A 20066-nucleotide genomic window follows, 5' to 3' on the forward strand; every position below is an offset into this window, starting at 1 on the left:
CCGCAGGAGCTCTGGCGTAATGACCTATGCCGCCAGCCGCAGGAACGGCACTGGCTCGGTCGAGCGCAGCACGATCGGATGCCCCTCCGACGCCTCGAACAGCTCACCGTCGAGGATGACGCTGCTGCGGTCTCCCTCGATACGGATGGTGTCGCCCTGCTGCAGATGAATGCCCTGCATGTGCGCCTTGCCGACGCGCTTGAAGACGCTGGCCCAGAACAGGCGCAGCAATGCGGGAAGGCTCTGGTCGACCGCCATCAGCTTCATGTTGCCGCGGGAACTGTTGCCCGTGGGGGTGCCGAACAGAAGCCGCTCCAGCGTTGTGACGATCAGTACCGAAAAACGGCCCACCAGTTCCCCATCGCGGATCAGCGAGATGCGCACCGGCCTGCTCGACGGCGGCAGGAAACGCGCGCGGATACCGAACAGCAGGGAAAACAGTACGGCGACCGCGGTCAGCAAATGGCTGAGGCCGTTGGACAGGCCCAGCGGATAGATCTGGTTGCGGCAGTAGAGGATGATGTCGGCCAGCCCCGCCCCGCCCAGGAACATGCCCAGCACCGGCCGCGTCTCCGCCCGGCCGTCGGACAGGGCGATCAACTCGCGCGCGACGACATGCTCGTCGACGCCCGCCTTCGCGATCTCCACGATGCGCTCCAGCGCCCGGATCGGATCGCCATGGATGCCGAGGTCAAGCGCAATGAGGTTGGTCTTGCCGTTGGGCAGGACCGCGATCGGCGGCACGCGTCCCACGAAATGCTCGCCCTGGTACAGCTCGGTCAGCGCCGCCTGCACCGTTCCGTCGCCACCGTTGATGACGATGACGGCCGGATCGACCCGGGCGATGGTCTGAAGCGCCCGGCCGATCTGGTCGACATGCTCCACCTCATAGTGGAAGATGTCGGGATTGTTCGCGCAATAGCTCCGCACCCGCGGCAGCGTCTGCCGGTTGCCCGTGGACTTGGGATTGGAAAGCAGCGCGACCCGGACCATGAAGACCTACATATATTTGAGATTGATGGTGATCCTGGTCACGCCCGGCCCCGCGTAGAAAGCGGCCTTGTCCACGGAGGGCTTGCCCAGATTGAAGATGTTGATGGACGGATTGTTGGAAAAACCGCCGCCATCGCGCGATATATCGGTCTTGCCGTTGCCGTCGCGGTCATGGCGCACGGCAATGCCATATCGGCCCGGCTCAGGCACGGGCAAGCAAAAGCGCATGGCCCCGTTGCTGGGTTTGACCGCGGTGTCGATGCGGTTGAGCCACTCGCCCTTGGCGAGCCAGGCGGAACGGGTGCCGGGATAGGACTGCACGCGCACGCGGCCGGTCGCCGCCGCGAAACCGCGCACGTCGACCAGCACCGCCGGCCCGTGCGCCTCGGTACCGCAACGAGCCAGATCGTTCGTAATCTCTTCGCCGTGGGCCAACGCCGGGGCAGCGGCGAACAAGGTCGCCACCGACATCAGGCCCATCGAAACTTTCAACATGACCAACAGACTCCTGGAAGCTATAGCCGCCCGACAGGGTCGGACGGCGAGCCCCTGTTCGCCCCCGCAACTCTTTCCTGTCCCGCATATGGAAAGAGTTTGCGGCCAAATCATGGTGATGGAACGACGATAAGTTGAAATGATGACCGCCATCGACCGCTATCTCGCCCGCCTGATCTTCATGCCCATGCTGGGCACGCTGGTGATCGCCGCGATGCTGTTCGTCCTCGACAAGATGTTGAGCCTGTTCGATTTCGTGGCGGCGCAGGGCGGCCCTGTCAGCGTGGTATGGCGGATGCTCGCCAACATGCTGCCCGAATATATGTCGCTGGCGATCCCGATCGGGCTGATGCTCGGCATCCTCCTCGCCTTCCGCAAGCTCGCCACCTCCTCCGAGCTGGACGTGATGCGGGCGGTGGGCCTGTCCTACGGCCGGCTGCTGCGCGTGCCCTATATGTACGCGATCGCGCTGGCGCTGATCAATTTCGGCATCGTCGGCTTTGTCCAGCCGCTGTCCCGCCACGCCTATGAAGCGCTGCGGTTCGAGCTGCGCTCGGGCGCTTTGGGTGCCTCGATCAAGGTGGGCGAGTTTACGAGCCTCGGCAAGCGCATGACGCTGCGGATCGAGCGCAGCCTGGACGAGGGCCGTAACCTCCAGGGCATCTTCGTGCGTGCGGTAGGGCGCGACGGACAGACCTTGGCGGTGACGGCGGCGCAGGGCACCTTCCTCGCCACCGACGATCCCGACGTCATCATCTTCCGCCTGCGTGATGGCGTGCTGGTGAACGATGCGCCCAAGTACAAGACGCCCCGCATCCTTTCCTTCTCCAGCCACGACCTGCCGATCGACCTGCCGCAGATCGAAAATTTCCGCGGTCGCGACGTCGACCGGGAAAAGACCATTCCCGAACTGGTGGTGATCGGCCACGACAAGTCCACGCCGGACAAGCTGCGCAACGAGGTACGCGCCAATTTCCATTTCCGCATGGTGGAGGTGGTGATGATGATGCTGCTACCGCTCGCCGCGCTCGCCTTCGCGATCCCGCCGAAGCGATCGACCTCGGCGCTCGGCGTCTTCCTGTCGATTGTCTTCATCGTCACCTATCACAAGATCAACCAATATGGGGAAAGCGTGGGCGCATTGGGCAAGGTCGACCCGATCCTCGCGCTGTGGGGGCCGTTCGTGCTCGCCGCGGCGCTGATCTTCTGGATGTACCATGTGATCGCCCACCGCCCTGGCGGCCAACCGATTGCGGCGCTGGAATTCGCTTTCGGCAAGCTGGGCAAGCAGGTCGCCCGCCTGCTCCGGTTCGGACGCAACCGGCGGCGGCGCGCCACAGCGGCGACAGCGGAGACCTGATCCCATGCAGTTCGACTTCTTCCCGTCGCGGCAGATCAGCCTCTATATGGCGCGACTGTTCCTCACCCGCACGTTCGCGGTGCTGGCCATGCTCGTTGCCGTCCTGCTGACGCTCGACCTGCTCGGCGAATCGGGCGATGTGCTGGCCTATCCGGGCAATGGCGATCCGCAGCTTTGGCATTACGCGGCGTTGCGCGCGCCACAGATCGTGGCCACCTTCCTGCCCTTCTCGGTCCTGCTCGGCACGCTCATCATGCTGGCGACGCTGAACCAGAACAGCGAGATCATTTCGATGAAGGCGGCGGGGCTTTCCGCCCACCAGATCCTGGCGCCGCTGATCGTTACGGCGTTGGGTGTCGCGATCATCAGCTTCGCCTTCAACGAACGGGTGGTATCGCGGTCGACGGCAATGCTGAGCGCCTGGCAGGCCGTCGACTATGGCCCGGTTCCGCCCGACAGCGGCGTCAAGGCCAACCCCTGGGTGCTGGACGGCAACAATCTGGTGACCGCGCGGATCGTGGCGGGGCGGGGTACGGCGGTGCAGCTTCGCGGCGTCGAGATCTTCAACCGCGTCAGCAACAGCCTGACAACGATCATCCGTGCGCCCAAAGGTCATTATGACTCGGCTTCGAAGAGCTGGGTTCTGGAGGATGCAAAGCAGTTCGATGTCTCGCGGGGCACCGCGCGGGACCTCGGAACTGTGCGATTCGGCAAGGATATCCGTCCCGATCAGTTCACACTGGCGAAGGTCGATCCCGATGCGCTCACCTTCTCCGAACTGCAGGCAGCGATCGCCGACCTGCACGACGCCGGACGGCCCACTGCGGAGCTGGAAGCAAGCCTGTGGCACAAGCTGTCCGGTCCGCTCTCCGCACTGCTGATGCCGATCCTGGGTTCGGTCGCGGCCTTCGGCCTCGCGCGCTCGGGCCAGCTCTTCATCCGTGCCGTGATGGGCATGGCGCTGGGCTTCGCTTACTTCGTCGCTGACAATTTCTCGCTGGCGATGGGCAATCTGGGCGCATATCCGCCCTTTCTCGCCGCTTGGGCGCCCTTCTTCCTGTTCCTGCTGCTCGGGGAAACCGTCCTGTTCCGAACGGAGGAATGACCGATCCCGCGCACCCGCCGGAAGGCGGGAGCGCCGGATTTCAGGCCCGCCCCATGGTGCTCCGGGCGATCTTGCCGATCAGAGGCAGCATGCCGGCATAGTTGCCCTTGCGATAGGGTGAGTCCAGGTCGAGGGTCGCCATCAGCCGGCGATGCGCCTCGCCCAGCGCATGATATGGAACGCTCGGCAGCAGGTGATGCAGCGCATGATAGCGCAGCCCCACCGGCGCCCACAGCGGCGCGAGCAGCGCGGGCGGCGGCACGTTCACCGAATCGAGATATTGCGCGGTCACCGTCATCGCCTCACCCTCATTCTCCCAGAGATGGGCGACCAGGGTACGCAGCTGGTTGATGACCGTCATGGCCGAATGCACCGCCATGTAAACAAGCAGCGGCTTCCAGCCGAAGACGAAGACGCTGGCGACCAGAGCGAGGGCGGCCGCGCAGGCGCCGGTCTCCTGCCAGGCCCAGCGCCGCGCCAGTTCGCCCTCCGGCGCGCGACGGCGATAGGCCGGGTTGATCGACAGCGCCGAATATTGCTCCCGCACGATCCGCCGCAGCGGCGGCACGAGGATGGAGAGCGGCGTCAGCAGGCCGAAGCGCAGGATAAGGCCGACCGGCGCCAGCGCAGCGACGAGGATGAAGAGCGGCAGCGACCAGGGTTTCATCAGCGCCAGCGGCAGATATTCCGGATCGTTCGCCGTGCCGTAGCGGGTGCGCGCATGATGCTGCGTATGCACCTCCTCGTACATGAAGGAGGGGATCATGAGCGGGATACCCACCAGCAGGTTCCAGCCCAGGCGGAAGCCGGGCAGGGCACCCTTGCGGATATGCGTCAGCTCATGGATGAAGCTCGCCGCCCGGTAAAGCGCCAGCACCGCCACGAGGCCGCACAGCACCGCCAGCGGCGTGCTGCCTGCCAGGATCGCACCAGCCAGGGCCGACCAGCCCAGCAGGGCCGATGCCAGCATGTCGGGCCAGTAGATGCCCGGCTTCGCAACCGACAATTCACGGGTCAGATCCGCCGCCGCGCGCAGCATCGCCGCATCATCGGGAATGGCGGAATGCGTCCGCGAAGCGGCCGCAAGAACGGGATCATGCACAGTCATGTCGTCGCTCCTATCGCGGAAATGCGCTACAATCGTGGCAACACCATGACAGGATCGCCATCTTGGCGTCATGCGGACAGCCCCTGATTGACAATCCCGAAACAAGCGCCGAACTGCTCGGCAAAGCTATCAAGGGTACTGCCATGGCGCATACTGATCTGGTGATTTCTCCTGTTTTTTCCAAGGCCGACCGCAAGGCCTTCGTCGAGCTGCCCTGGCGCCTCTATGCGAACGATCCGAACTGGGTCGCGCCCCTGAAGCAGGAGGCCTACGACCTGATCACCCCGGGCAAGAACCCCTTTTTCGAACATGCCGAAGCCGGCTATTTCCTGGCGCGGCGGGGCGACCGGGTGGTCGGCCGCATCTCCGCCCATATCGACCATCTCGCCACCGGCATGCCGGTCGAGCAAGGCATGGGGCCGGGCACCGGCCATTTCGGTCTGTTCGAGGCGGATGACGACGCGGCGGCAAAGGCGCTGCTGGCGGCAGCGGAGGACTGGCTGCGGGGCAAGGGCATGACCCGCGTGCTCGGCCCCATCTCGCTGTCGATCTGGGAGGAACCCGGACTCCTCATCCAGGGCCACGACCATCCGCCCACGGTCATGATGGGCCATGACAGCCCCGCCTATCAGGCGATGATCGAAGGGGCCGGCTATCGCCCGGTCAAGCAGCTCAAGACCTATGAGCTGGACATCACGAAGAACTTCCCGCCGCTGATCCAGCGCATCGTCTCCTCCGGCGAGAAGAACGAGCGCATCCGCATCCGCAATGTCGACAAGTCGAGGTTCGATGAGGAGGCGGCGATCATCCTCCACATCCTGAACGATGCGTGGGGGAAGAACTGGGGCTTCGTGCCGATCACCGATTCGGAAGTCGCCTTCACCGGCAAGAAGCTGAAGCCCCTGGTGTTCAACGACCTCATCATGATCGCGGAGCTGGACGGCGAGCCGGTCGCCTTCATGATGACGCTGCCCGACCTCAACGAGCCGCTGAAGCCGCTCAGGGGTTCGCTCTTCCCCTTCGGCTGGGCGAAGCTGCTGCTGTGGCTGCGCAAGCCGCGGTCGAGGACGATGCGCGTGCCGCTGATGGGCGTGGTGCAGCGGCTTCAGGCCTCGCGCCTCGCAAGCCAGCTCGCCTTCATGATGATCGAATATATCCGCCGCAACGCGACCGCCCATTATGGCGCGGAGCGTGGCGAGATCGGCTGGGTTCTGGACGACAACCAGGGCATGAACGCCATCGCCGATGCCATCGAGAGCAAGGTCAACAAGGTCTACCAGATCTACGAGAAGGCTCTCTGAGGCGCAGGGCTGGTCTGTCCTGAGACAGCAATTGTCTCGCCCCGTTCCTGTCGCAGGCACCGGGCAAGAAAGTCGACGCAGCTGCGCACCTTGGCGGTCTCGCCCTGCCGCGCGACGTAAAGGGCAACGATCGGCGACGACGGCAGGACGATGGTCTTCATCACCTGCTGCAGCCGGCCGGCGCGCAGGTCTTCGGCCACATCCCAGAGCGACTTGATGACCACGCCGGCGCCGTCCAGCGCCCACAGCCGCGCCACCTCCCCATCATTGGTGCGCAGCGTCCGGCGCGGCCGCACGCCTGCGAGGTCGATCATGCGCCAGGCATCCTGCTGGCCGCTTTCGACGGCAATGGTGTCATGCATCGTCAGGTCCATAATGCGCCGGGGCTCGCCCCTGCGCGCGATATAGGCCGGCGAAGCGCAGATCACGCGGGGGTTATCCGCCAGGCGCTTCATCGTGAGCGCGGAGTCGGCGGGCGGATCGAAGCAGATCGCGATATCATGCCCTGTCTCCACGATGTTGCCGAGCTGCGCCGCCGTTTCCACGTGGATCGTCACTTCCGGATGGAGCATCGCATAGTGCTGGAGCATGGGCGCCAAGCGCGAGCGGCCGACACTCACCGTCGTGACGACGCGCAGCACCCCGGCGGCCTCGGTCGCAGCCCGCATCACTGCGGATTCTGCGTGATCCATATCGGCCAGCGCCTGCCCGGCCCGCTCGTAGAACACTGCTCCTTCCTCTGTCAGCGTCAGGTTGCGGCTGTTTCTGCGCACCAGGGCAACACCCAGCCTCGTTTCCAACTGCGACAGGCGCCGGCTGGTGGCCGCCAGCGAGAGACCGAGCCGGCGGGCGGCCTCCGACAGGCTCCCCGATTCGGCGATCTTTATGAAGGACAGGATTTCGGAAAAGCGGTCAGGCATGCTTCCACAGCTATGCGAGATGCGCTGCAGCGCAATAGAGAGCCTGTTGCAAGATGGTATGAAAGCATTTCCATCTGTCCCCTTTCCATCTGATTTGTGACGTAAAATTGCGGTATTTGCGTCATCCGCAAGGCTGGTTTGCAAAGGGCAAAGCCAGTTGACCCGCACTTGTGCACCGCATCAATCCTTTCTCCCATGACTTCCCGCCATCCTGTTGAGGAGAATTGATATGTTGGCCCTTGCCCGCGCCGGACGCTGCGCCCGCTCCGCCATTGCCTGGAACGACATTGAATTTCTGCCGCTCTGGGCCGCCCTGCTTATGGGGCTGGTTTTCCTGTGGCTGTGCGTGGCGCACATGACGCCGACGCTTCATATCGCAACGATCAAGGCGGCGGGCATCATGGGTGCCCTCGCGCTGCGCCATGCTTGGTTGCGGCTTGACGATGACGAGATGGGCGCCTGAATCCGCTTCCCCAAGCTACATCATGATCGTTGGCCATACACCGCGTATACGTCAGGCATTCCAGAAGGCCTGGAGCGCCCTCATCGCGCTGTTCTTCTGGGATCTTGCCGTCACCATCTTCTATTTCCTGTCGCCATTCCGGGCACCGGCGCTGCCGCTGACCATCTTCGGCACGGCGCTGGCGCTGATCCTGGGATTCAGGGTCAATTCCGCCTATCAGCGCTGGTGGGAAGGCCGCATCCTGTGGGGCGGGATGGTCAATGTCTCGCGCAGCTTCACGCGCGCCATCCTGGCCTATCTGCCCTCGTGCGGCCGGGAGTTGGCAGACGAACTGGTCCAGCGCCATATCGCCTATGTCCATGCGCTGCGGTGCCAGCTGCGTCGCCAGGACCCGGCGCCCGATGTCCAGCGTGTGCTGGGATGTGATGATGTTCCCGAACTGTCCCGCCGCAATCCCGCGAATGCGCTGCTGGAGGGGTCCGACAAGCGGATGGCCGACGCCGTGCGCCAGGGATGGATCGACACCATCCAGCAGAGCCGGCTCGAAGCGATGCTGGTCGACATGTCGAATGCCCAGGGCGGCATGGAAAGGCTGAAGAACACACCGCTACCCGCGCAATATCGCAGCTTCCCCAAATTCTTCACGCGGCTGTTCTGTATCCTTCTACCGGTCGGCCTGGTCGAAACGCTGGGTGTCGCGACGCCGATTGGCTCGGCGATGGCGGGGTTCATGTATCTGGCGGTGCTTCAGATCGGCGATGACCTGGTCGATCCCTTCGCCAATACGATCCACGACCTTCCTCTGCTCAGCGTCACGACGATGATCGAGGGCGACCTGCGCCAGTCGATCGGTCAGGATCCCCCTCCCCTGATCGATCCGGTCGACGGCGTGCTCTGGTAGGATATCAGGCGACGAAGGCAGCCTCTCCCAGCGCGATCGCATGGTCGCGGATCGCCGACGGCCATCGCGCCATCGCCTCCTCGAAGCCTGCGCGGTCGCGAGCATAGAGCGCCCGGATCGCCGCCTCGTAACCGGAACGGTCCCCGGCAATGGCGGTCATGAAATGATAGGCCGCATCCATGGCAGCGCGCGGCGAGGGCCGCTCCGTCCCTTCCCTGCGCGCCGCATCCACCAAACGCCGCAAGGTAGCGGACGCGCCGCCTGGCTGCGTCGCCAGCCATTCCCAGTGACGGGGGAGGAGCGTCACTTCACGCGCCTGCACACCCAGCCTGGGCCGTCCGCGCCCACGCTGCTCCGCCGCCGCCGTGCCACCACGCAAATCAATGTCCACCTGCCGCCCCGTCGAATCGTCGAACAGCAGCAACGCCTGAGCCTGGTCGCCCATGGCAAGCAAGGCGGCGCGTACCTCCTCCTCATCGCCGGTGGCGATCCACAGGTCCCCCGCAAAGGCCGTCAATGTGCGTGTCATGCCGAATCTCCTTCGGCACCGCCATTATTACCCGGATTTAATAGAGTCAATATGATCCGGGTAAAATCATTCCTGCAGTTCGACCCAGGTGGGGGCATGATCGCTCGCCTTCTCCCGCCCGCGGAAATCCCTGTCCACCTGCGCGTCCAGCAGGCGGTCCGCAGCGGCGGGGCTCAGCAGCAGATGGTCGATGCGGAAGCCGGCGTCGCGCGGCCAGGCGTTCATCTGATAGTCCCAATAGGTCCACACCCCGCCGGCCGGATGCCGGCTGGCGATCGCGTCGGTCCAACCATCGCCCAGCAGCCGGCGGTAGGCGGCCCGGCTTTCCGGCTGCATCAGCGCATCGTCGGCCATGGCCTTGACCGAATAGACGTCGCGGTCGTGCGGGATGACATTATAGTCGCCAGCCAGCACCGCCGGCACTTCCTCCGCCCAGATTTCCGTAGCGCGGTCGCGCAACCGCTTCATCCAGCGCAGCTTGTAGTCGAACTTGGGGCCAGGCTGGGGGTTGCCGTTGGGCAGGTAGATGGACGCCACCCGCACCCCCTTCACATCGGCCTCGATATAGCGGCTATGCTCATCCTCCGGCTCGCCTTCCAGGCCACGGCGCACCTCGACCGGGGTCTCGCCCCGCGCCAGGATGGCGACGCCGTTGAAACCTTTCTGCCCGTGCCAGATCGCGCCATAGCCCGCTTCCTCGATGTCCTTGATCGGGAAGGTGTCGTCGGATGTCTTGATCTCCTGCAGGCAGGCGACGTCCGGCTGCGTCTCGCCCAGCCATTCCAGCAGGCGCGGCAGGCGCGCCTTGATGCCGTTGATGTTGAAGGTGGCGATGCGCATCGGTCGGGTCTCCTCCCACTCCTCCTAGAGGGAGGGAGGCGGACTCGACAAGGGTCCGCTCAGACCGAGAAGCTCGAACCGCAACCGCAGCCCGCGGTCGCGTTGGGATTGGTCACCTTGAACGCGGCGCCGCCCAGATCGGACACGAAGTCCACTGCGGCCCCGCGCACCAGGTCGATGCTGACATCGTCCACTACCAGCGTGACGCCGTCGGTCTGGACCGTCACATCCTGGGGCTCGACGGCATCCGCCAGGCCGAAGCGATACTGGAAGCCCGAGCAGCCACCGCCTTCGACCGCCAGCCGCAGGATGGCCGGCTTGCCCTGCTTGGCGGCGATGGCCGCGACGCGAGCGGCGGCAGAAGGGGTGAGCGCAATATCAGCCATGGCATGTAGATAGGATCTGGCAGGGCGCGGGGCAAGGAAAGGCTGATCGCTTGACATCGACGGGGCCGGGGCACAGAAGAATCCTATAGGATTTACACGGCGGGGAGGAATGCCGATGTGGACGGCCGGACGGCGGGGCGCGGCCTTGGCGCTCCTCATGATGACCGGCGCGCACGCGCAATCCCCAGGCACCAGCCCCGAAGCCTGTCCGGCAGCGACGCCCGCCAACCCGATCGCCGAAGCCTCCGCCGCCGAGCGCGCTCGGGAGATGAAGTTGCTGGGAATCGCCGCGATGCAGCCTCCCGTCAGCGCCTTCGAACCCGACAAGCCGTGCAACGCCAATTATGACGAGGCCCGCGCCAATCCCTATCCCGCGCTGCCGCCGCTGCTGAAGATGCAGAACGGCGCCGGGGTGACACGGGCCACCTGGCCGCAGCGCCGCGCGGAGATCAAGGCGCTGTTCGACGACCAGGTCTATGGCCGCTATCCGGCGCATATCCCCAAGGTCAGCTGGAGAGTAACCGGTACGGAACGCCAGACAGTGGCAGGGGTCGAAGCCATCGTGAAGCACGTCACCGGCCATGTCGACAACTCCGCCTATCCGGCGATCACGGTCGATATCCAGCTCGATGTGGTCACCCCGGCGGCGGCCCAGGGTCGGCGCGTGCCCGTGATCATCGGCGGCGGGTCGGTCCGGCCGCGGCCGACATTCGCCCGCCCAGCGCCCGCGCCCGGTCAGGTCACCCATCTGCTGGCGGCCCCCGCCGATCCGCCCGACAGCGCCCAGCTGCTGCTGGAGAAGGGCTGGGGCTTCGTCTGGATGAACACCACGGACATCCAGGCGGACAATGGCGCCGGTCTGGACAAGGGGATCATCGGCCTTGTCAACAAGGGCAAGCCGCGCTCGCTGACCGACTGGGGCGTGCTGCGCGCCTGGGCATGGGCGCAGGCGCGCGCGGTGGACTATCTCGTCACTGACAGGGACGTCGATCCGCGCAGGATCGGCACCTTCGGCCATTCGCGCGGAGGCAAGGCGGCGCTGGTCGCGATGGCGGACGACCCGCGGATCGCCATCGGCTTCATCAGCAGTTCGGGCGCGGGCGGCGCCAACCTCTATCGCCGCAACTATGGCGAAACCGTCGCCAACCTCGCCGCCCCGAACGAGTTTCACTGGTTCGCGGGCAATTTCCTGAAATATGCGGCGGTCGGCCATTCGCCTGACGAGCTGCCGGTCGACAGCCACCAGTTTATCGCGCTGGTGGCGCCCCGCCCCATATTCATCGGCGGCGGCGCGCTGCTGACGGAGCCGGAATATATGCCTGGAGACGCCTGGCAGGATGCGCAGGGGATGTTCATGGCGGCATCGGCCGCCAGCCCGGCATGGGAATTGCTCGGCCGGAAGGGGCTGGGCACCGCTACCTTCCCGCCGATGAAGACTTTGGTCGACGATGGCGATATCGCTTTCCGCCAGCATGAATGGGGGCATACGCCCGCGCCGAACTGGCCCTATTTCATCGCGTTCGCGTCCCGCTATTTCGACAGGTGAAGCCCATGAAGGATCTGACTTTCTCCCGCCGCGGCCTGCTGGCGGGCGGTGCGGCTGCCGGGATGATCGCCGGCAGCTCCGCCTTCGCCGCGTCCGGGCTGACCGCCGGCGCGGTGATCGAGCGGATGAAGCAGCATGTCGGCGGGCCGTGGCGCGAGGGCGGGGTCGACGGCTATAAATCGGGTTCGGCGGACACCGTGGTCACCGGCATCGTAACGACGATGATGGCGACCTTCGACGCGCTGAAGGCCGCGGCGCGACAGGGCCTCAACCTCGTCTTCACGCACGAGTCCACCTACTGGTCGCACCAGGACACGCTGACCTATATCCAGGACGACCCGCTCTACCATCGCAAGCGCGATTTCCTGGCCGCGCACAACATGGTCTCCTATCACCTCCACGATCACTGGCACGCGTTGCGGCCGATCGACGGGATCAACCTCGGCACCATGCAGCTGATGGGCTGGTCGCGCTACATGCATGCCGACAACCAGCGGATGTTCACCATCCCGCAGACCACCCTGATGGCGCTCGCCCGGGAGTTTCAGCGGCGGATGGGCAACCGCACTCTTCGCATCATCGGCGATCCGGCGCTGCCGGTGTCGGTCGTCTATGAAAGCTGGGGCAATTGCTCGGCCTTCCCCGGCATCGATTTCCTGGAAAGCGAGGCCGACGTGCTGGTGATCGGCGAGACGCAGGACTGGGACCTGATCGCCTATGCGCGCGATGCGGTAGCCTCCGGCCGGAAAAAGGCGCTGATCGTGCTGGGCCATGTGCTGTCGGAGCAATGGGGGATGAAGGCCTGCGCCGAATGGCTGAAGGGCTTTGTCACCGAAGTGCCCGTCCGCTATGTGCCGATCATCGAGCCCTATTGGAACATCGACCGGCCGGTGTTCGAAATCGACACGAGACTCGCCTGATGCTCCAGCCTCCCGCTAGCCCCGCGGCTGCCGCCTCGCCTTTCCAGCCCCGTCCTGCAGGCCCGCCTACCGCGCTCCAGATCGTCGATCGCATCCTGGCGCAGGGTGATGTCGCGGCGCGGCCGAAGACGGTCGACCGGATCGTCGCCGGCGATCCGACCACCATCGTCAAGGGCATCGCGACGATGGCCATCGCGTCGATGGAGGGGCTTCGCGCGGCATCGGAGGCGGGGTGCAACCTTGTCGTCGCCTATGACGGGCCGTTCTGGTCGGAAACCGACAATCTGGAGCGCGCGACCGCCTATCCCGGCTTCCAGGCGAAGCGCGACTTCCTGCGCGCGCATGACATGGTGGTGTTCCACTTCCGGGACCATTTCCGCGACCGCGTGCCCGACGGCATTTCGGTCGGCATGGCGCGGGCGCTCGACTGGGAATCCCGACGCGCGCCGGGCGGGGACATCGACCGCTTCCTGCTGTCACCCACCACATTGCTGGGGCTCGCGCGCGAGCTGGCCGAGAAGCTGGACGACCGCACCCTGCGCGTGGTCGGCGATCCGAAGCTCCCAGTCTCCCGCGTCGCTGCAAGCTGGGGCAATGCCGCCCAGCTGCCCACGATCAAGCTGCTCAACAGCGACGTGGACGTCGTCATATGCGGCTATACGCGCGAATGGGAAGCGGTCGAATATGCGCAGGACATGATCGCGACCGGCCTCAGGAAAGGGCTGATCCTGCTCGGCCAGGCCAAGTCGGTCGAAGGGGGAATGCGCTATTGCGCCGAATGGCTGAAAGGCTTCGTGCCCGAAGTGCCGGTGACATTCTTCGCGCAGCCCGAACCCTATTGGACGCTGAAGCCCATGGGCGCGGGAAAAGCATGATGGCGAGGCGGGGAATGAAGATGAGACATGCCGTAACCGGCGCAATCGCGCTGATGCTGGCCGCCACCGCCCCGGCGCAGACGCCACCAGCCGCACCGCGCCCCGCCGTAGGCAGCTTCAACCCGGCCGTCACCTTCGAGCCATTCCATCGCAATGGCATCTATGCCGTGGGAGAAAGAGTCGGCTGGACGCTGCGCGTGCCGCTGGGCCTTGGCCCCCAGCGTTTCGGCTATGAGATCCGGGAGAACAACAGCACGGTGATCGCCAGCGGCACCATCGACCTGAAGGGCGGCGTCGGCACGATCGAAACAAGACTGGATCGGCCGGGAATGCTGCGGATGCAGTTGACCCCGCTGACCGACGGACCGGAGCCCATCGACATCGCGCAGCTGACGCCGCAGGAGCGCGACCGGCTCGCCGTAGCCGCAGCGGTCGCGCCGCTGTCGCTCAAGCCCGCGGCCGCGCGTCCGGCCGATTTCGACGCCTTCTGGGCAGGCAAGCTGGCGCAACTCAGGAAGGTGCCGATCAACCCGGTGCTGGAGCCGACCGCGACCACCGAGTCCGGCGTCGAACTGTCGACAGTGACGCTGGACAGCCTCGGCAGCCATGTCCGCGGCTATCTCGCCAAGCCGACAAAGCCGGGCAGATATCCGGCGCTGGTGATCTTCCAATATGCCGGCGTCTATCCGCTCGTGCCCGAGACATCGACCGCGCGCGCGGCCGAGGGCTGGCTGGCGTTCAACGTCGATTCGCACGACATGGCGCCGACCGAGGCCACGGCGCCGCGCGACTATGCCAGGATCGGAGCGGAAAGCCGCGAGACCTCCTATTTTCTCAACATGTATCTCCGCGACACGCGCGCGCTCGACTATATCCGCAGCCGCCCCGACTGGGACGGCAAGACGATCGTGCTGATGGGTACCAGCATGGGCGGGCAGCAGAGCCTCGCGACCGCTGGCCTCAATCCCGACCATGTGACGGCGGTACTGATCAACGTTCCCTCCGGCGCGCTCACCAATGGCGATCTGTACGGGGCCAAGGCGGGCTATCCGAACTGGAATGTGACCAATCCGGCAATCGCGAATACCGCGCTCTATTTCGACACCGTGAACTTCGCTTCGAGGATCCAGGCGCCGGTGCTGGCGGGTGTCGGCTTTCTTGATGAGACGTCGCCGCCCGTCGGGATCTTCACCGCTCTCGCGCAGATCCCGGGAGCCAAGGAGCCGGTGCCGATGGTGGAGAGCGACCACAACCACATCACGCCGCAGAAGGAAGGCGATTACTACCGCCGTTCGCGCGAGGTGCTGGACGAGATCAAGCGCACCGGCCGCTTCGTACCGCGACGCGATTGGGCGGGATCTGAATAGAAGCCCCCCGGAATAGCTTGCTCGCGCCTTCACTCATCAAGGCCGTAAGGGATTGGCGGGCGCGCTTCACGGCAGCCTTCCGATCCGCCAGCCCGCGCCCATTACCCGTGAGTGCGTGCCCTAGTCGGCGGCCTTTTCCTGGGCCTTGGTCGGGCCGCCCATGGCGACGGGCGGCTTGGTGTTCATCGCCACCAGATAATCCGGGCCGGCGACGAACGGGATCGGGTTGATCGCCTGACCATCGACCCGCACCTCATAATGCAGGTGGCTGCCGGTGGAGCGACCGGTCGAGCCCATCAGGCCGATCACCTGGCCACGATGGACATAGCTGTTGGGTGCGACGAGCAGCTTCGACATATGGCCGTAGCGCGTTTCCATGCCGCTGCCGTGCGAGATCTGGACGAGGTTGCCATAGCCGCTGGCCCAACCGGACCGGCTGACGATGCCGTCGGCAGTGGCATAGATCGGCGTACCCATCGGACCGGGGATATCGATGCCCTTGTGCATGCGGGCCCCCCCATTGAACGGGTCGGAGCGAACGCCGAAGTTCGAAGTCAGGGACAGCTTCTCAACGGGACGACCGGAGGGAATATAGGCGGCGGACTTGGCCTGGCCATCCATGCGCTGGAGGCTGGCGAACAGCGTCGAAAAGCCGACGTCAGCCGGGCCCAGCGGGCTGGTGTTGATTTCCGACGCATCGCCATAGGGATCATCGTCCGTGCCGGCCTGAGCGGGGGCGGCCGCGCACAACGCGCTCGCTATCGCTGCCCCTCCCAGAAACTTCACGGCCTTTGCGGCACCATGGAACCAACGCGCATCACGAATATTTTTAGAAATAACCATGCCGACCCCGACTATATCACCGAAGGTCTTTTGACCTTTCGGCGCTCCCCGTGTTCATACCGATGATCCGTGGATCAAACCCCGCACCCGGAAGACTGCAAATCCGCGCTCATGTTGCAAGCGCGACATAGAAGTCACACGTCAAACCGGCCTGCCGACGCGCCGAGTCGTTGAATGGAGGTTTCAGACTTCCCCGGAAATGGCGTTTCACAAGCTTTTGGTAATGTTTGGCCGGGTCGAGCCCCATTCGGTTCGTCGCCCGCTTGAACCAGATCGTCCCCGCTGCGACATGACGAATCTCATCGGTCATGATTCGCCGCAGCATACGGGCGGAGGTTGGGTCGCCTGCCGCCTCGAACCGCTGCACCGTGACCGGCGTGATATCGAGCGCGCGCGCCTCCAGCACCATCGGCACGATGGCCAGCCGAGCGAGCGCGTTACTGTCCGTCTCGCTGGCCGCCTCCCACAGCCCGTCATGCGCAGGCAGCGCGCCGTAACGGCTCCCCATCTGCCGTAATCGCCGGTCGAGCAGGGCGAAATGCATCGCCTCCTCCGCGCCCACGCGCATCCAGTCATCGACGAAGGCGGGCGGAAACTCCCCGCCGAAACGGCCGATCAGATCGAAGGCGAGATCGATCGCAACGAACTCGATATGCGCCAGGGCATGCAGCATAGCGACGCGCGCCCTTTCCGAGCCGATCCTGCCGCGCTTGGGCATGCGATTGGGCGGCAGCAGCTGCGGCGCGTCGGGACGCGCCGGACGATCGGGCATGACCGTATCGAACCGATGCGCCAGCCTGCCCTGCCGCCAGGCACGCGCCACCGCCCGGGCAGCCATTAGCTTCGCGTGCGGATCCGGCGTCAGGAGCACCCGGGCGCAGGCTGCGCCTACCGAATCTGTGGCATCAGGCAGGATCAAAGCGCCTTCGCCGCCTCCAGCACCTCTTCCGCATGGCCCTTGACCTTCACCTTGGGCCAGACGCGCAAGATCGTGCCGTCCGCGCCAATCAGAAACGTCGCCCGCTCGATCCCCATATATTTGCGACCATAGAGCGACTTCTCGACCCAGGTGCCGAACGCTTCGCAGGCCACTCCCTCCTCGTCTGAAGCCAGCACTACGCCCAGGGCATATTTTTCGGCGAACTTCTTCAGCTTTGCCGGCTTGTCCTTCGACACGCCGACCACCGGCACACCGATCACGGCGAAGTCCGCAGCGAGCGACGTGAAATCCTTCGCCTCGCTGGTGCAGCCGGGCGTGTCCGCCTTAGGATAAAAATAGACTACCAGCGGCTTGCCCCGGTAGCGTTCCAGAGTGAACGTGGCCCCCTCCGCATCCTTCAGCACCCCGGCGGGCACGGTTGCGCCTTGCTCCAGCATCATGCGGTCTCCTCATAGGGCGCGGCAAACGCGCGCCAACTCGCCTCGACGCTTTGCCGGGCCTGCGCGATGCTTTCAAGCAGGCTGGGCCAGTCGGCTGCGCCGCAAGCCCGGGCAACCAGCGGGCGTGTCGCCTCGGCTGGCTCGGTCGACCCCGGCGACACCAGCCGCGACACGATGAGGAAGCGGGTGATGAGGTCGTGGGCGGCGATCAGCCCCTGCGGCAGATGTCCAGCCGAGACGAATTGCGCCAATGCCTTCGACAGGTCCGGATCGAACGCCATGCGATGGCGGAACTGGCTGACGTGGATCAGGAATTCCAGATCGACCAGCCCGCCCGGCACAAGCTTGACGTCAAGCTCGCCGGCAGGCGGCTTGTGGCGCGCGATGTCGGCACGCATCTTCACCGCATGACGCGCCAGCCGGTCGAAGTCGCGCGGCCGCTCCAGCGTCTCAATCAGGATCGCGTCGAGCGCCATGCGCGCGGCCAATGATCCGAAGACCGGCCGCGCGCGCGTCAACGCCAGATGCTCCCAGGTCCAGGCCTCCTCGCGCTGATAGCGGGCGAAGCTGTCGAGGCTGACCGCCAGCAACCCCTGCGCTCCGGACGGCCGCAGCCGCGTGTCCACCTCGTACAGCGGCCCCGATGCGGTATGTACCGACAGCGCGTTGGTAATGCGCTGTCCCAGGCGATTGAAATATTGCGTCGCGCCGAGTGGCCGCGGACCGTTCGATTCCGCCAGGAAATCGCCCGTGAAGAGATAGACCAGATCGAGGTCGGAGGCATGGGTCAGCACTCCACCGCCGAGCCGGCCGAGCGCCAGGATGACCATCTCGCCCCCCGGCACCTTGCCATGCACCACCTCGAACTCGGCAACAGTGGCCCTTGCTAGCGCCTCGATCGCCGCTTCGGCAACCCGGGAATAGCCCCGCCCCGCCTCCAGCGGGTCGCCGCCGCGGATGATCTGCGCGCCCAGCGCAAAGCGACGGTCGCCGACCCGCTGGCGCACCCGGTCGAGCAGCGCCTGATAGTCCTCGCCCGCCTCCAGCGCGGCGAATTGCCCGGCCAGCACATCCACCGACGGCGGCGGATCAAAGGTCGAAGCATCGATGAGCCCCTCGAGCAGTTCCGCCCGCCGACCCAACGCGTCGGCCAGCGTCGGGGCATGGCTCAATATCTCGGCCAGTAGTTCCGCGAGGCCCGGCCGCGCCGCCAGCAGCTTGAAGAAATTGATCGCGCTCGGCAGCCGGGCAATCATATCGTCGAGCCGGTTTAGCGCCCGCACCGGATCGGGCGCCTTGGCCAGCGCCAGCATCAGCCCAGGCAGCAGCCCCTCCAGCGCCTCGCGCGCCGGCGCACTCCGCAAGGCGCGGACGCCGCCACCGCGCCAGCGCCCGATCCGCGCCAAAGGCGTCTCAACATCGGTAAAACCGATGTCGGCAAGCTGGGCCTTCAGCCTATCCTCGTTCTGCGACAGCGCGTCATTGTCCTGTACCGGCGTAAGCCGGTCGTAATTGCGCCCGACCCAGTCGACATGCGGACGCAGTTCGTCCAGCAGCGCTTCGCCGCCGGCAAGGCCATGCAACCGTGCGACATTATCCAGTGCATCGGACGACTTGGGAAGTTCATGCGTCTGCCGGTCCTCGACCATCTGCAGCCGGTGTTCGACGGTGCGGAACAGCACATAGGCTTCGTCCAGCCTGGCGGCGACATCCGCTTCGATCACATCTGCCGCCGCGAGCGCACGCAGTGCCTCCCGCATACCGCCCGGGCGCAGCGAAGGGTCTCGCCCACCGTGAATGAGTTGGTGGACCTGGGCGAAGAACTCCACTTCGCGGATGCCCCCGCGACCGCGCTTGAGGTCATAGCCCGGACCGAAGGCCTGTCCCTGCGCATAATGGTCGCGGATGCGACGGCTGATGTCGACGATCGCGTCGATCGCACCGAAGTCCAGGCTGCGCCGCCACACGAACGGCCGGATCGCGCGAAGAAAATAATCGCCGACCGTCCTGTCACCCGCCGCCGCCCGGGCGCGGATGAAGGCCGCCTGCTCCCAGCCCAGAGCGGTCGATTCATAATAGCCGATCGCCGCCTCCACTGGCAGGGCGATCGGCGTCGCCTCGGGCGAGGGCCGCAAACGCAAGTCGACGCGAAAGACATAGCCGTCCCCGTCCCTCGCCGTCAGCAACTCGCTCATCCGCCGGCCGAGCCGCACCGCTGCATCGGCGGGGTCCTCCCGCTCGCCATGCGGCAGCGTCAAAGGATCGTAGAGCAGGATCGGGTCGATGTCGGACGAATAGTTGAGTTCCCGGCTGCCGTGCTTACCTAGTGCGAGGACGGCGAAGCCGCGCGGTTCGGAATCGGGATAGCGCTCCCGAAAGGCCGCTGCCAGCGCCTCGTCCAGCGCCCGGTCGGCGAAATCGGACAGAGTGCGCGTCACCCGATCCAGATCCCATGCGCCGGAAAGATCCGCCGCCGCCGTGACCAGCGCGAGCGCTCCGCGCCGCCGCCGCAGGCTGCGCGCTACACTATCGCCGGAACCTGCCACCGTGTCCACGACGGACAGGGCGGTTTCGAAATCCCCCGCCGTTACCAGGCCTGCTACCTCGGGGAAGCGGTCGAGCTGGCGCGCCAGAAAAGGCGAATGAGCGCGGATCCGGACTTCCAGATCCGGCCGGCGATCGGCGATCCTCTCGTTCATGCTTCCGGCCTATTGCCTGCCTCCGCGCCAAAGAC

General features: G+C 65.5%; 20 protein-coding genes. 9 read left to right on the forward strand and 11 right to left on the reverse strand.

The window, feature by feature from the left end; translation table 11 throughout:
* Positions 1 to 24 precede the first annotated feature (24 nt).
* Together M529_RS37460 and M529_RS37465 are read right to left on the reverse strand one after the other, a co-directional pair.
* The gene (locus M529_RS37460; protein ID WP_021318407.1) at positions 25 to 993 is read right to left on the reverse strand and encodes a diacylglycerol/lipid kinase family protein; all 969 of its coding nucleotides are present in this window, start codon (positions 991 to 993) and stop codon (positions 25 to 27) included.
* 6 nt (positions 994 to 999) lie between these two features.
* Positions 1000 to 1488, reverse strand: a complete 489-nt coding sequence (locus M529_RS37465; RefSeq protein WP_031295051.1) for a DUF2141 domain-containing protein — start codon at positions 1486 to 1488, stop codon at positions 1000 to 1002.
* A gap of 139 nt (positions 1489 to 1627) precedes the next feature.
* Between M529_RS37465 and lptF the strand changes: the two genes are divergently transcribed.
* Positions 1628 to 2848, forward strand: a complete 1221-nt coding sequence (gene lptF / locus M529_RS37470) for an LPS export ABC transporter permease LptF (protein ID WP_021318409.1) — start codon at positions 1628 to 1630, stop codon at positions 2846 to 2848.
* Between the two features lie 4 nt (positions 2849 to 2852).
* The gene (lptG, locus tag M529_RS37475; RefSeq protein ID WP_021318410.1) at positions 2853 to 3953 is read left to right on the forward strand and encodes an LPS export ABC transporter permease LptG; all 1101 of its coding nucleotides are present in this window, start codon (positions 2853 to 2855) and stop codon (positions 3951 to 3953) included.
* A gap of 40 nt (positions 3954 to 3993) precedes the next feature.
* Here lptG and M529_RS37480 read toward each other — a convergent pair whose 3' ends face one another.
* On the reverse strand, positions 3994 to 5061 hold the full coding sequence (locus tag M529_RS37480; protein ID WP_021318411.1) for a fatty acid desaturase family protein: 1068 nt from the start codon (positions 5059 to 5061) through the stop codon (positions 3994 to 3996).
* Positions 5062 to 5204: 143 nt separating this feature from the next.
* Here M529_RS37480 and M529_RS37485 point away from each other — a divergent pair, with 143 nt between their 5' ends.
* Entirely contained in the window at positions 5205 to 6362 is a 1158-nt protein-coding gene (locus M529_RS37485) for a hypothetical protein (protein WP_031295052.1), read from the forward strand.
* On the opposite strand, the gene M529_RS37490 is transcribed toward M529_RS37485, so the two are convergent.
* Positions 6344 to 7282, reverse strand: a complete 939-nt coding sequence (locus tag M529_RS37490) for a LysR family transcriptional regulator (RefSeq protein WP_021318413.1) — start codon at positions 7280 to 7282, stop codon at positions 6344 to 6346. The genes M529_RS37485 and M529_RS37490 overlap by 19 nt on opposite strands.
* 229 nt (positions 7283 to 7511) lie before the next feature.
* Between M529_RS37490 and M529_RS37495 the strand changes: the two genes are divergently transcribed.
* Both M529_RS37495 and M529_RS37500 read left to right on the forward strand, forming a co-directional pair.
* The gene (locus tag M529_RS37495) at positions 7512 to 7745 is read left to right on the forward strand and encodes a hypothetical protein (RefSeq protein ID WP_021318414.1); all 234 of its coding nucleotides are present in this window, start codon (positions 7512 to 7514) and stop codon (positions 7743 to 7745) included.
* Between the two features lie 22 nt (positions 7746 to 7767).
* Positions 7768 to 8646, forward strand: coding sequence for a bestrophin family protein (locus M529_RS37500; RefSeq protein WP_021318415.1), 879 nt, complete (start codon positions 7768 to 7770; stop codon positions 8644 to 8646).
* A gap of 4 nt (positions 8647 to 8650) precedes the next feature.
* Here the strand turns inward: M529_RS37500 and M529_RS37505 are convergent, their stop codons facing one another.
* The 3 genes from M529_RS37505 to erpA form a co-directional block, all read right to left on the reverse strand.
* The gene (locus tag M529_RS37505) at positions 8651 to 9175 is read right to left on the reverse strand and encodes a DUF2239 family protein (RefSeq protein ID WP_021318416.1); all 525 of its coding nucleotides are present in this window, start codon (positions 9173 to 9175) and stop codon (positions 8651 to 8653) included.
* A gap of 66 nt (positions 9176 to 9241) precedes the next feature.
* Positions 9242 to 10015 (reverse strand): exodeoxyribonuclease III, encoded by a 774-nt coding sequence (gene xth, locus M529_RS37510; protein WP_021318417.1) that lies wholly within the window; start codon positions 10013 to 10015, stop codon positions 9242 to 9244.
* A gap of 59 nt (positions 10016 to 10074) precedes the next feature.
* Positions 10075 to 10401 carry an iron-sulfur cluster insertion protein ErpA gene (erpA, locus tag M529_RS37515; RefSeq protein ID WP_021318418.1) on the reverse strand — a complete coding sequence of 109 codons (327 nt, stop codon included), beginning with the start codon at positions 10399 to 10401 and terminating at the stop codon, positions 10075 to 10077.
* 115 nt (positions 10402 to 10516) lie between these two features.
* Here erpA and M529_RS37520 point away from each other — a divergent pair, with 115 nt between their 5' ends.
* The 4 genes from M529_RS37520 to M529_RS37535 are packed head-to-tail and all read left to right on the forward strand — an operon-like array spanning position 10517 to position 15109.
* Positions 10517 to 11947 carry an alpha/beta hydrolase family protein gene (locus tag M529_RS37520; protein ID WP_021318419.1) on the forward strand — a complete coding sequence of 477 codons (1431 nt, stop codon included), beginning with the start codon at positions 10517 to 10519 and terminating at the stop codon, positions 11945 to 11947.
* Positions 11948 to 11952: 5 nt separating this feature from the next.
* Positions 11953 to 12867 (forward strand): Nif3-like dinuclear metal center hexameric protein, encoded by a 915-nt coding sequence (locus tag M529_RS37525; protein WP_021318420.1) that lies wholly within the window; start codon positions 11953 to 11955, stop codon positions 12865 to 12867.
* A complete protein-coding gene (locus M529_RS37530; RefSeq protein ID WP_021318421.1) occupies positions 12867 to 13742 on the forward strand; it encodes a Nif3-like dinuclear metal center hexameric protein in 876 nt (291 codons plus the stop codon). Before M529_RS37525 ends, M529_RS37530 begins: the two co-directional genes overlap by 1 nt.
* Before the next feature lie 20 nt (positions 13743 to 13762).
* Positions 13763 to 15109, forward strand: a complete 1347-nt coding sequence (locus tag M529_RS37535; protein WP_161626354.1) for an acetylxylan esterase — start codon at positions 13763 to 13765, stop codon at positions 15107 to 15109.
* Positions 15110 to 15229: 120 nt separating this feature from the next.
* On the opposite strand, the gene M529_RS37540 is transcribed toward M529_RS37535, so the two are convergent.
* The 4 genes from M529_RS37540 to M529_RS37555 form a co-directional block, all read right to left on the reverse strand.
* Positions 15230 to 15952: a M23 family metallopeptidase gene (locus tag M529_RS37540; RefSeq protein WP_031295054.1), complete on the reverse strand. Its 723-nt coding sequence runs from the start codon at positions 15950 to 15952 to the stop codon at positions 15230 to 15232.
* A gap of 109 nt (positions 15953 to 16061) precedes the next feature.
* Complete coding sequence (locus M529_RS37545; RefSeq protein WP_021318424.1) at positions 16062 to 16871, reverse strand: ferritin-like domain-containing protein; 810 nt, start codon at positions 16869 to 16871, stop codon at positions 16062 to 16064.
* Complete coding sequence (gene bcp, locus M529_RS37550; RefSeq protein ID WP_031295055.1) at positions 16868 to 17329, reverse strand: thioredoxin-dependent thiol peroxidase; 462 nt, start codon at positions 17327 to 17329, stop codon at positions 16868 to 16870. The genes M529_RS37545 and bcp overlap by 4 nt, the downstream gene beginning before the upstream one ends.
* The gene (locus tag M529_RS37555; protein WP_021318426.1) at positions 17329 to 20031 is read right to left on the reverse strand and encodes a bifunctional [glutamine synthetase] adenylyltransferase/[glutamine synthetase]-adenylyl-L-tyrosine phosphorylase; all 2703 of its coding nucleotides are present in this window, start codon (positions 20029 to 20031) and stop codon (positions 17329 to 17331) included. The genes bcp and M529_RS37555 overlap by 1 nt, the downstream gene beginning before the upstream one ends.
* Positions 20032 to 20066: the final 35 nt, after the last annotated feature.

It is taken from the genome of Sphingobium ummariense RL-3 (assembly GCF_000447205.1).
Lineage (GTDB): Bacteria > Pseudomonadota > Alphaproteobacteria > Sphingomonadales > Sphingomonadaceae > Sphingobium > Sphingobium ummariense.

What these genes read in the sequence shown, in the direction of transcription:
- M529_RS37460 (WP_021318407.1), bottom strand. Translation starts at nt 993, where the DNA reads ATGGTCCGGGTCGCGCTGCTTTCCAATCCCAAGTCCACGGGCAACCGG.
- M529_RS37465 (WP_031295051.1), bottom strand. Translation starts at nt 1,488, where the DNA reads ATGTTGAAAGTTTCGATGGGCCTGATGTCGGTGGCGACCTTGTTCGCC.
- lptF (WP_021318409.1), top strand. Translation starts at nt 1,628, where the DNA reads ATGATGACCGCCATCGACCGCTATCTCGCCCGCCTGATCTTCATGCCC.
- lptG (WP_021318410.1), top strand. Translation starts at nt 2,853, where the DNA reads ATGCAGTTCGACTTCTTCCCGTCGCGGCAGATCAGCCTCTATATGGCG.
- M529_RS37480 (WP_021318411.1), bottom strand. Translation starts at nt 5,061, where the DNA reads ATGACTGTGCATGATCCCGTTCTTGCGGCCGCTTCGCGGACGCATTCC.
- M529_RS37485 (WP_031295052.1), top strand. Translation starts at nt 5,205, where the DNA reads ATGGCGCATACTGATCTGGTGATTTCTCCTGTTTTTTCCAAGGCCGAC.
- M529_RS37490 (WP_021318413.1), bottom strand. Translation starts at nt 7,282, where the DNA reads ATGCCTGACCGCTTTTCCGAAATCCTGTCCTTCATAAAGATCGCCGAA.
- M529_RS37495 (WP_021318414.1), top strand. Translation starts at nt 7,512, where the DNA reads ATGTTGGCCCTTGCCCGCGCCGGACGCTGCGCCCGCTCCGCCATTGCC.
- M529_RS37500 (WP_021318415.1), top strand. Translation starts at nt 7,768, where the DNA reads ATGATCGTTGGCCATACACCGCGTATACGTCAGGCATTCCAGAAGGCC.
- M529_RS37505 (WP_021318416.1), bottom strand. Translation starts at nt 9,175, where the DNA reads ATGACACGCACATTGACGGCCTTTGCGGGGGACCTGTGGATCGCCACC.
- xth (WP_021318417.1), bottom strand. Translation starts at nt 10,015, where the DNA reads ATGCGCATCGCCACCTTCAACATCAACGGCATCAAGGCGCGCCTGCCG.
- erpA (WP_021318418.1), bottom strand. Translation starts at nt 10,401, where the DNA reads ATGGCTGATATTGCGCTCACCCCTTCTGCCGCCGCTCGCGTCGCGGCC.
- M529_RS37520 (WP_021318419.1), top strand. Translation starts at nt 10,517, where the DNA reads ATGTGGACGGCCGGACGGCGGGGCGCGGCCTTGGCGCTCCTCATGATG.
- M529_RS37525 (WP_021318420.1), top strand. Translation starts at nt 11,953, where the DNA reads ATGAAGGATCTGACTTTCTCCCGCCGCGGCCTGCTGGCGGGCGGTGCG.
- M529_RS37530 (WP_021318421.1), top strand. Translation starts at nt 12,867, where the DNA reads ATGCTCCAGCCTCCCGCTAGCCCCGCGGCTGCCGCCTCGCCTTTCCAG.
- M529_RS37535 (WP_161626354.1), top strand. Translation starts at nt 13,763, where the DNA reads ATGAGACATGCCGTAACCGGCGCAATCGCGCTGATGCTGGCCGCCACC.
- M529_RS37540 (WP_031295054.1), bottom strand. Translation starts at nt 15,952, where the DNA reads ATGGTTATTTCTAAAAATATTCGTGATGCGCGTTGGTTCCATGGTGCC.
- bcp (WP_031295055.1), bottom strand. Translation starts at nt 17,329, where the DNA reads ATGCTGGAGCAAGGCGCAACCGTGCCCGCCGGGGTGCTGAAGGATGCG.
- M529_RS37555 (WP_021318426.1), bottom strand. Translation starts at nt 20,031, where the DNA reads ATGAACGAGAGGATCGCCGATCGCCGGCCGGATCTGGAAGTCCGGATC.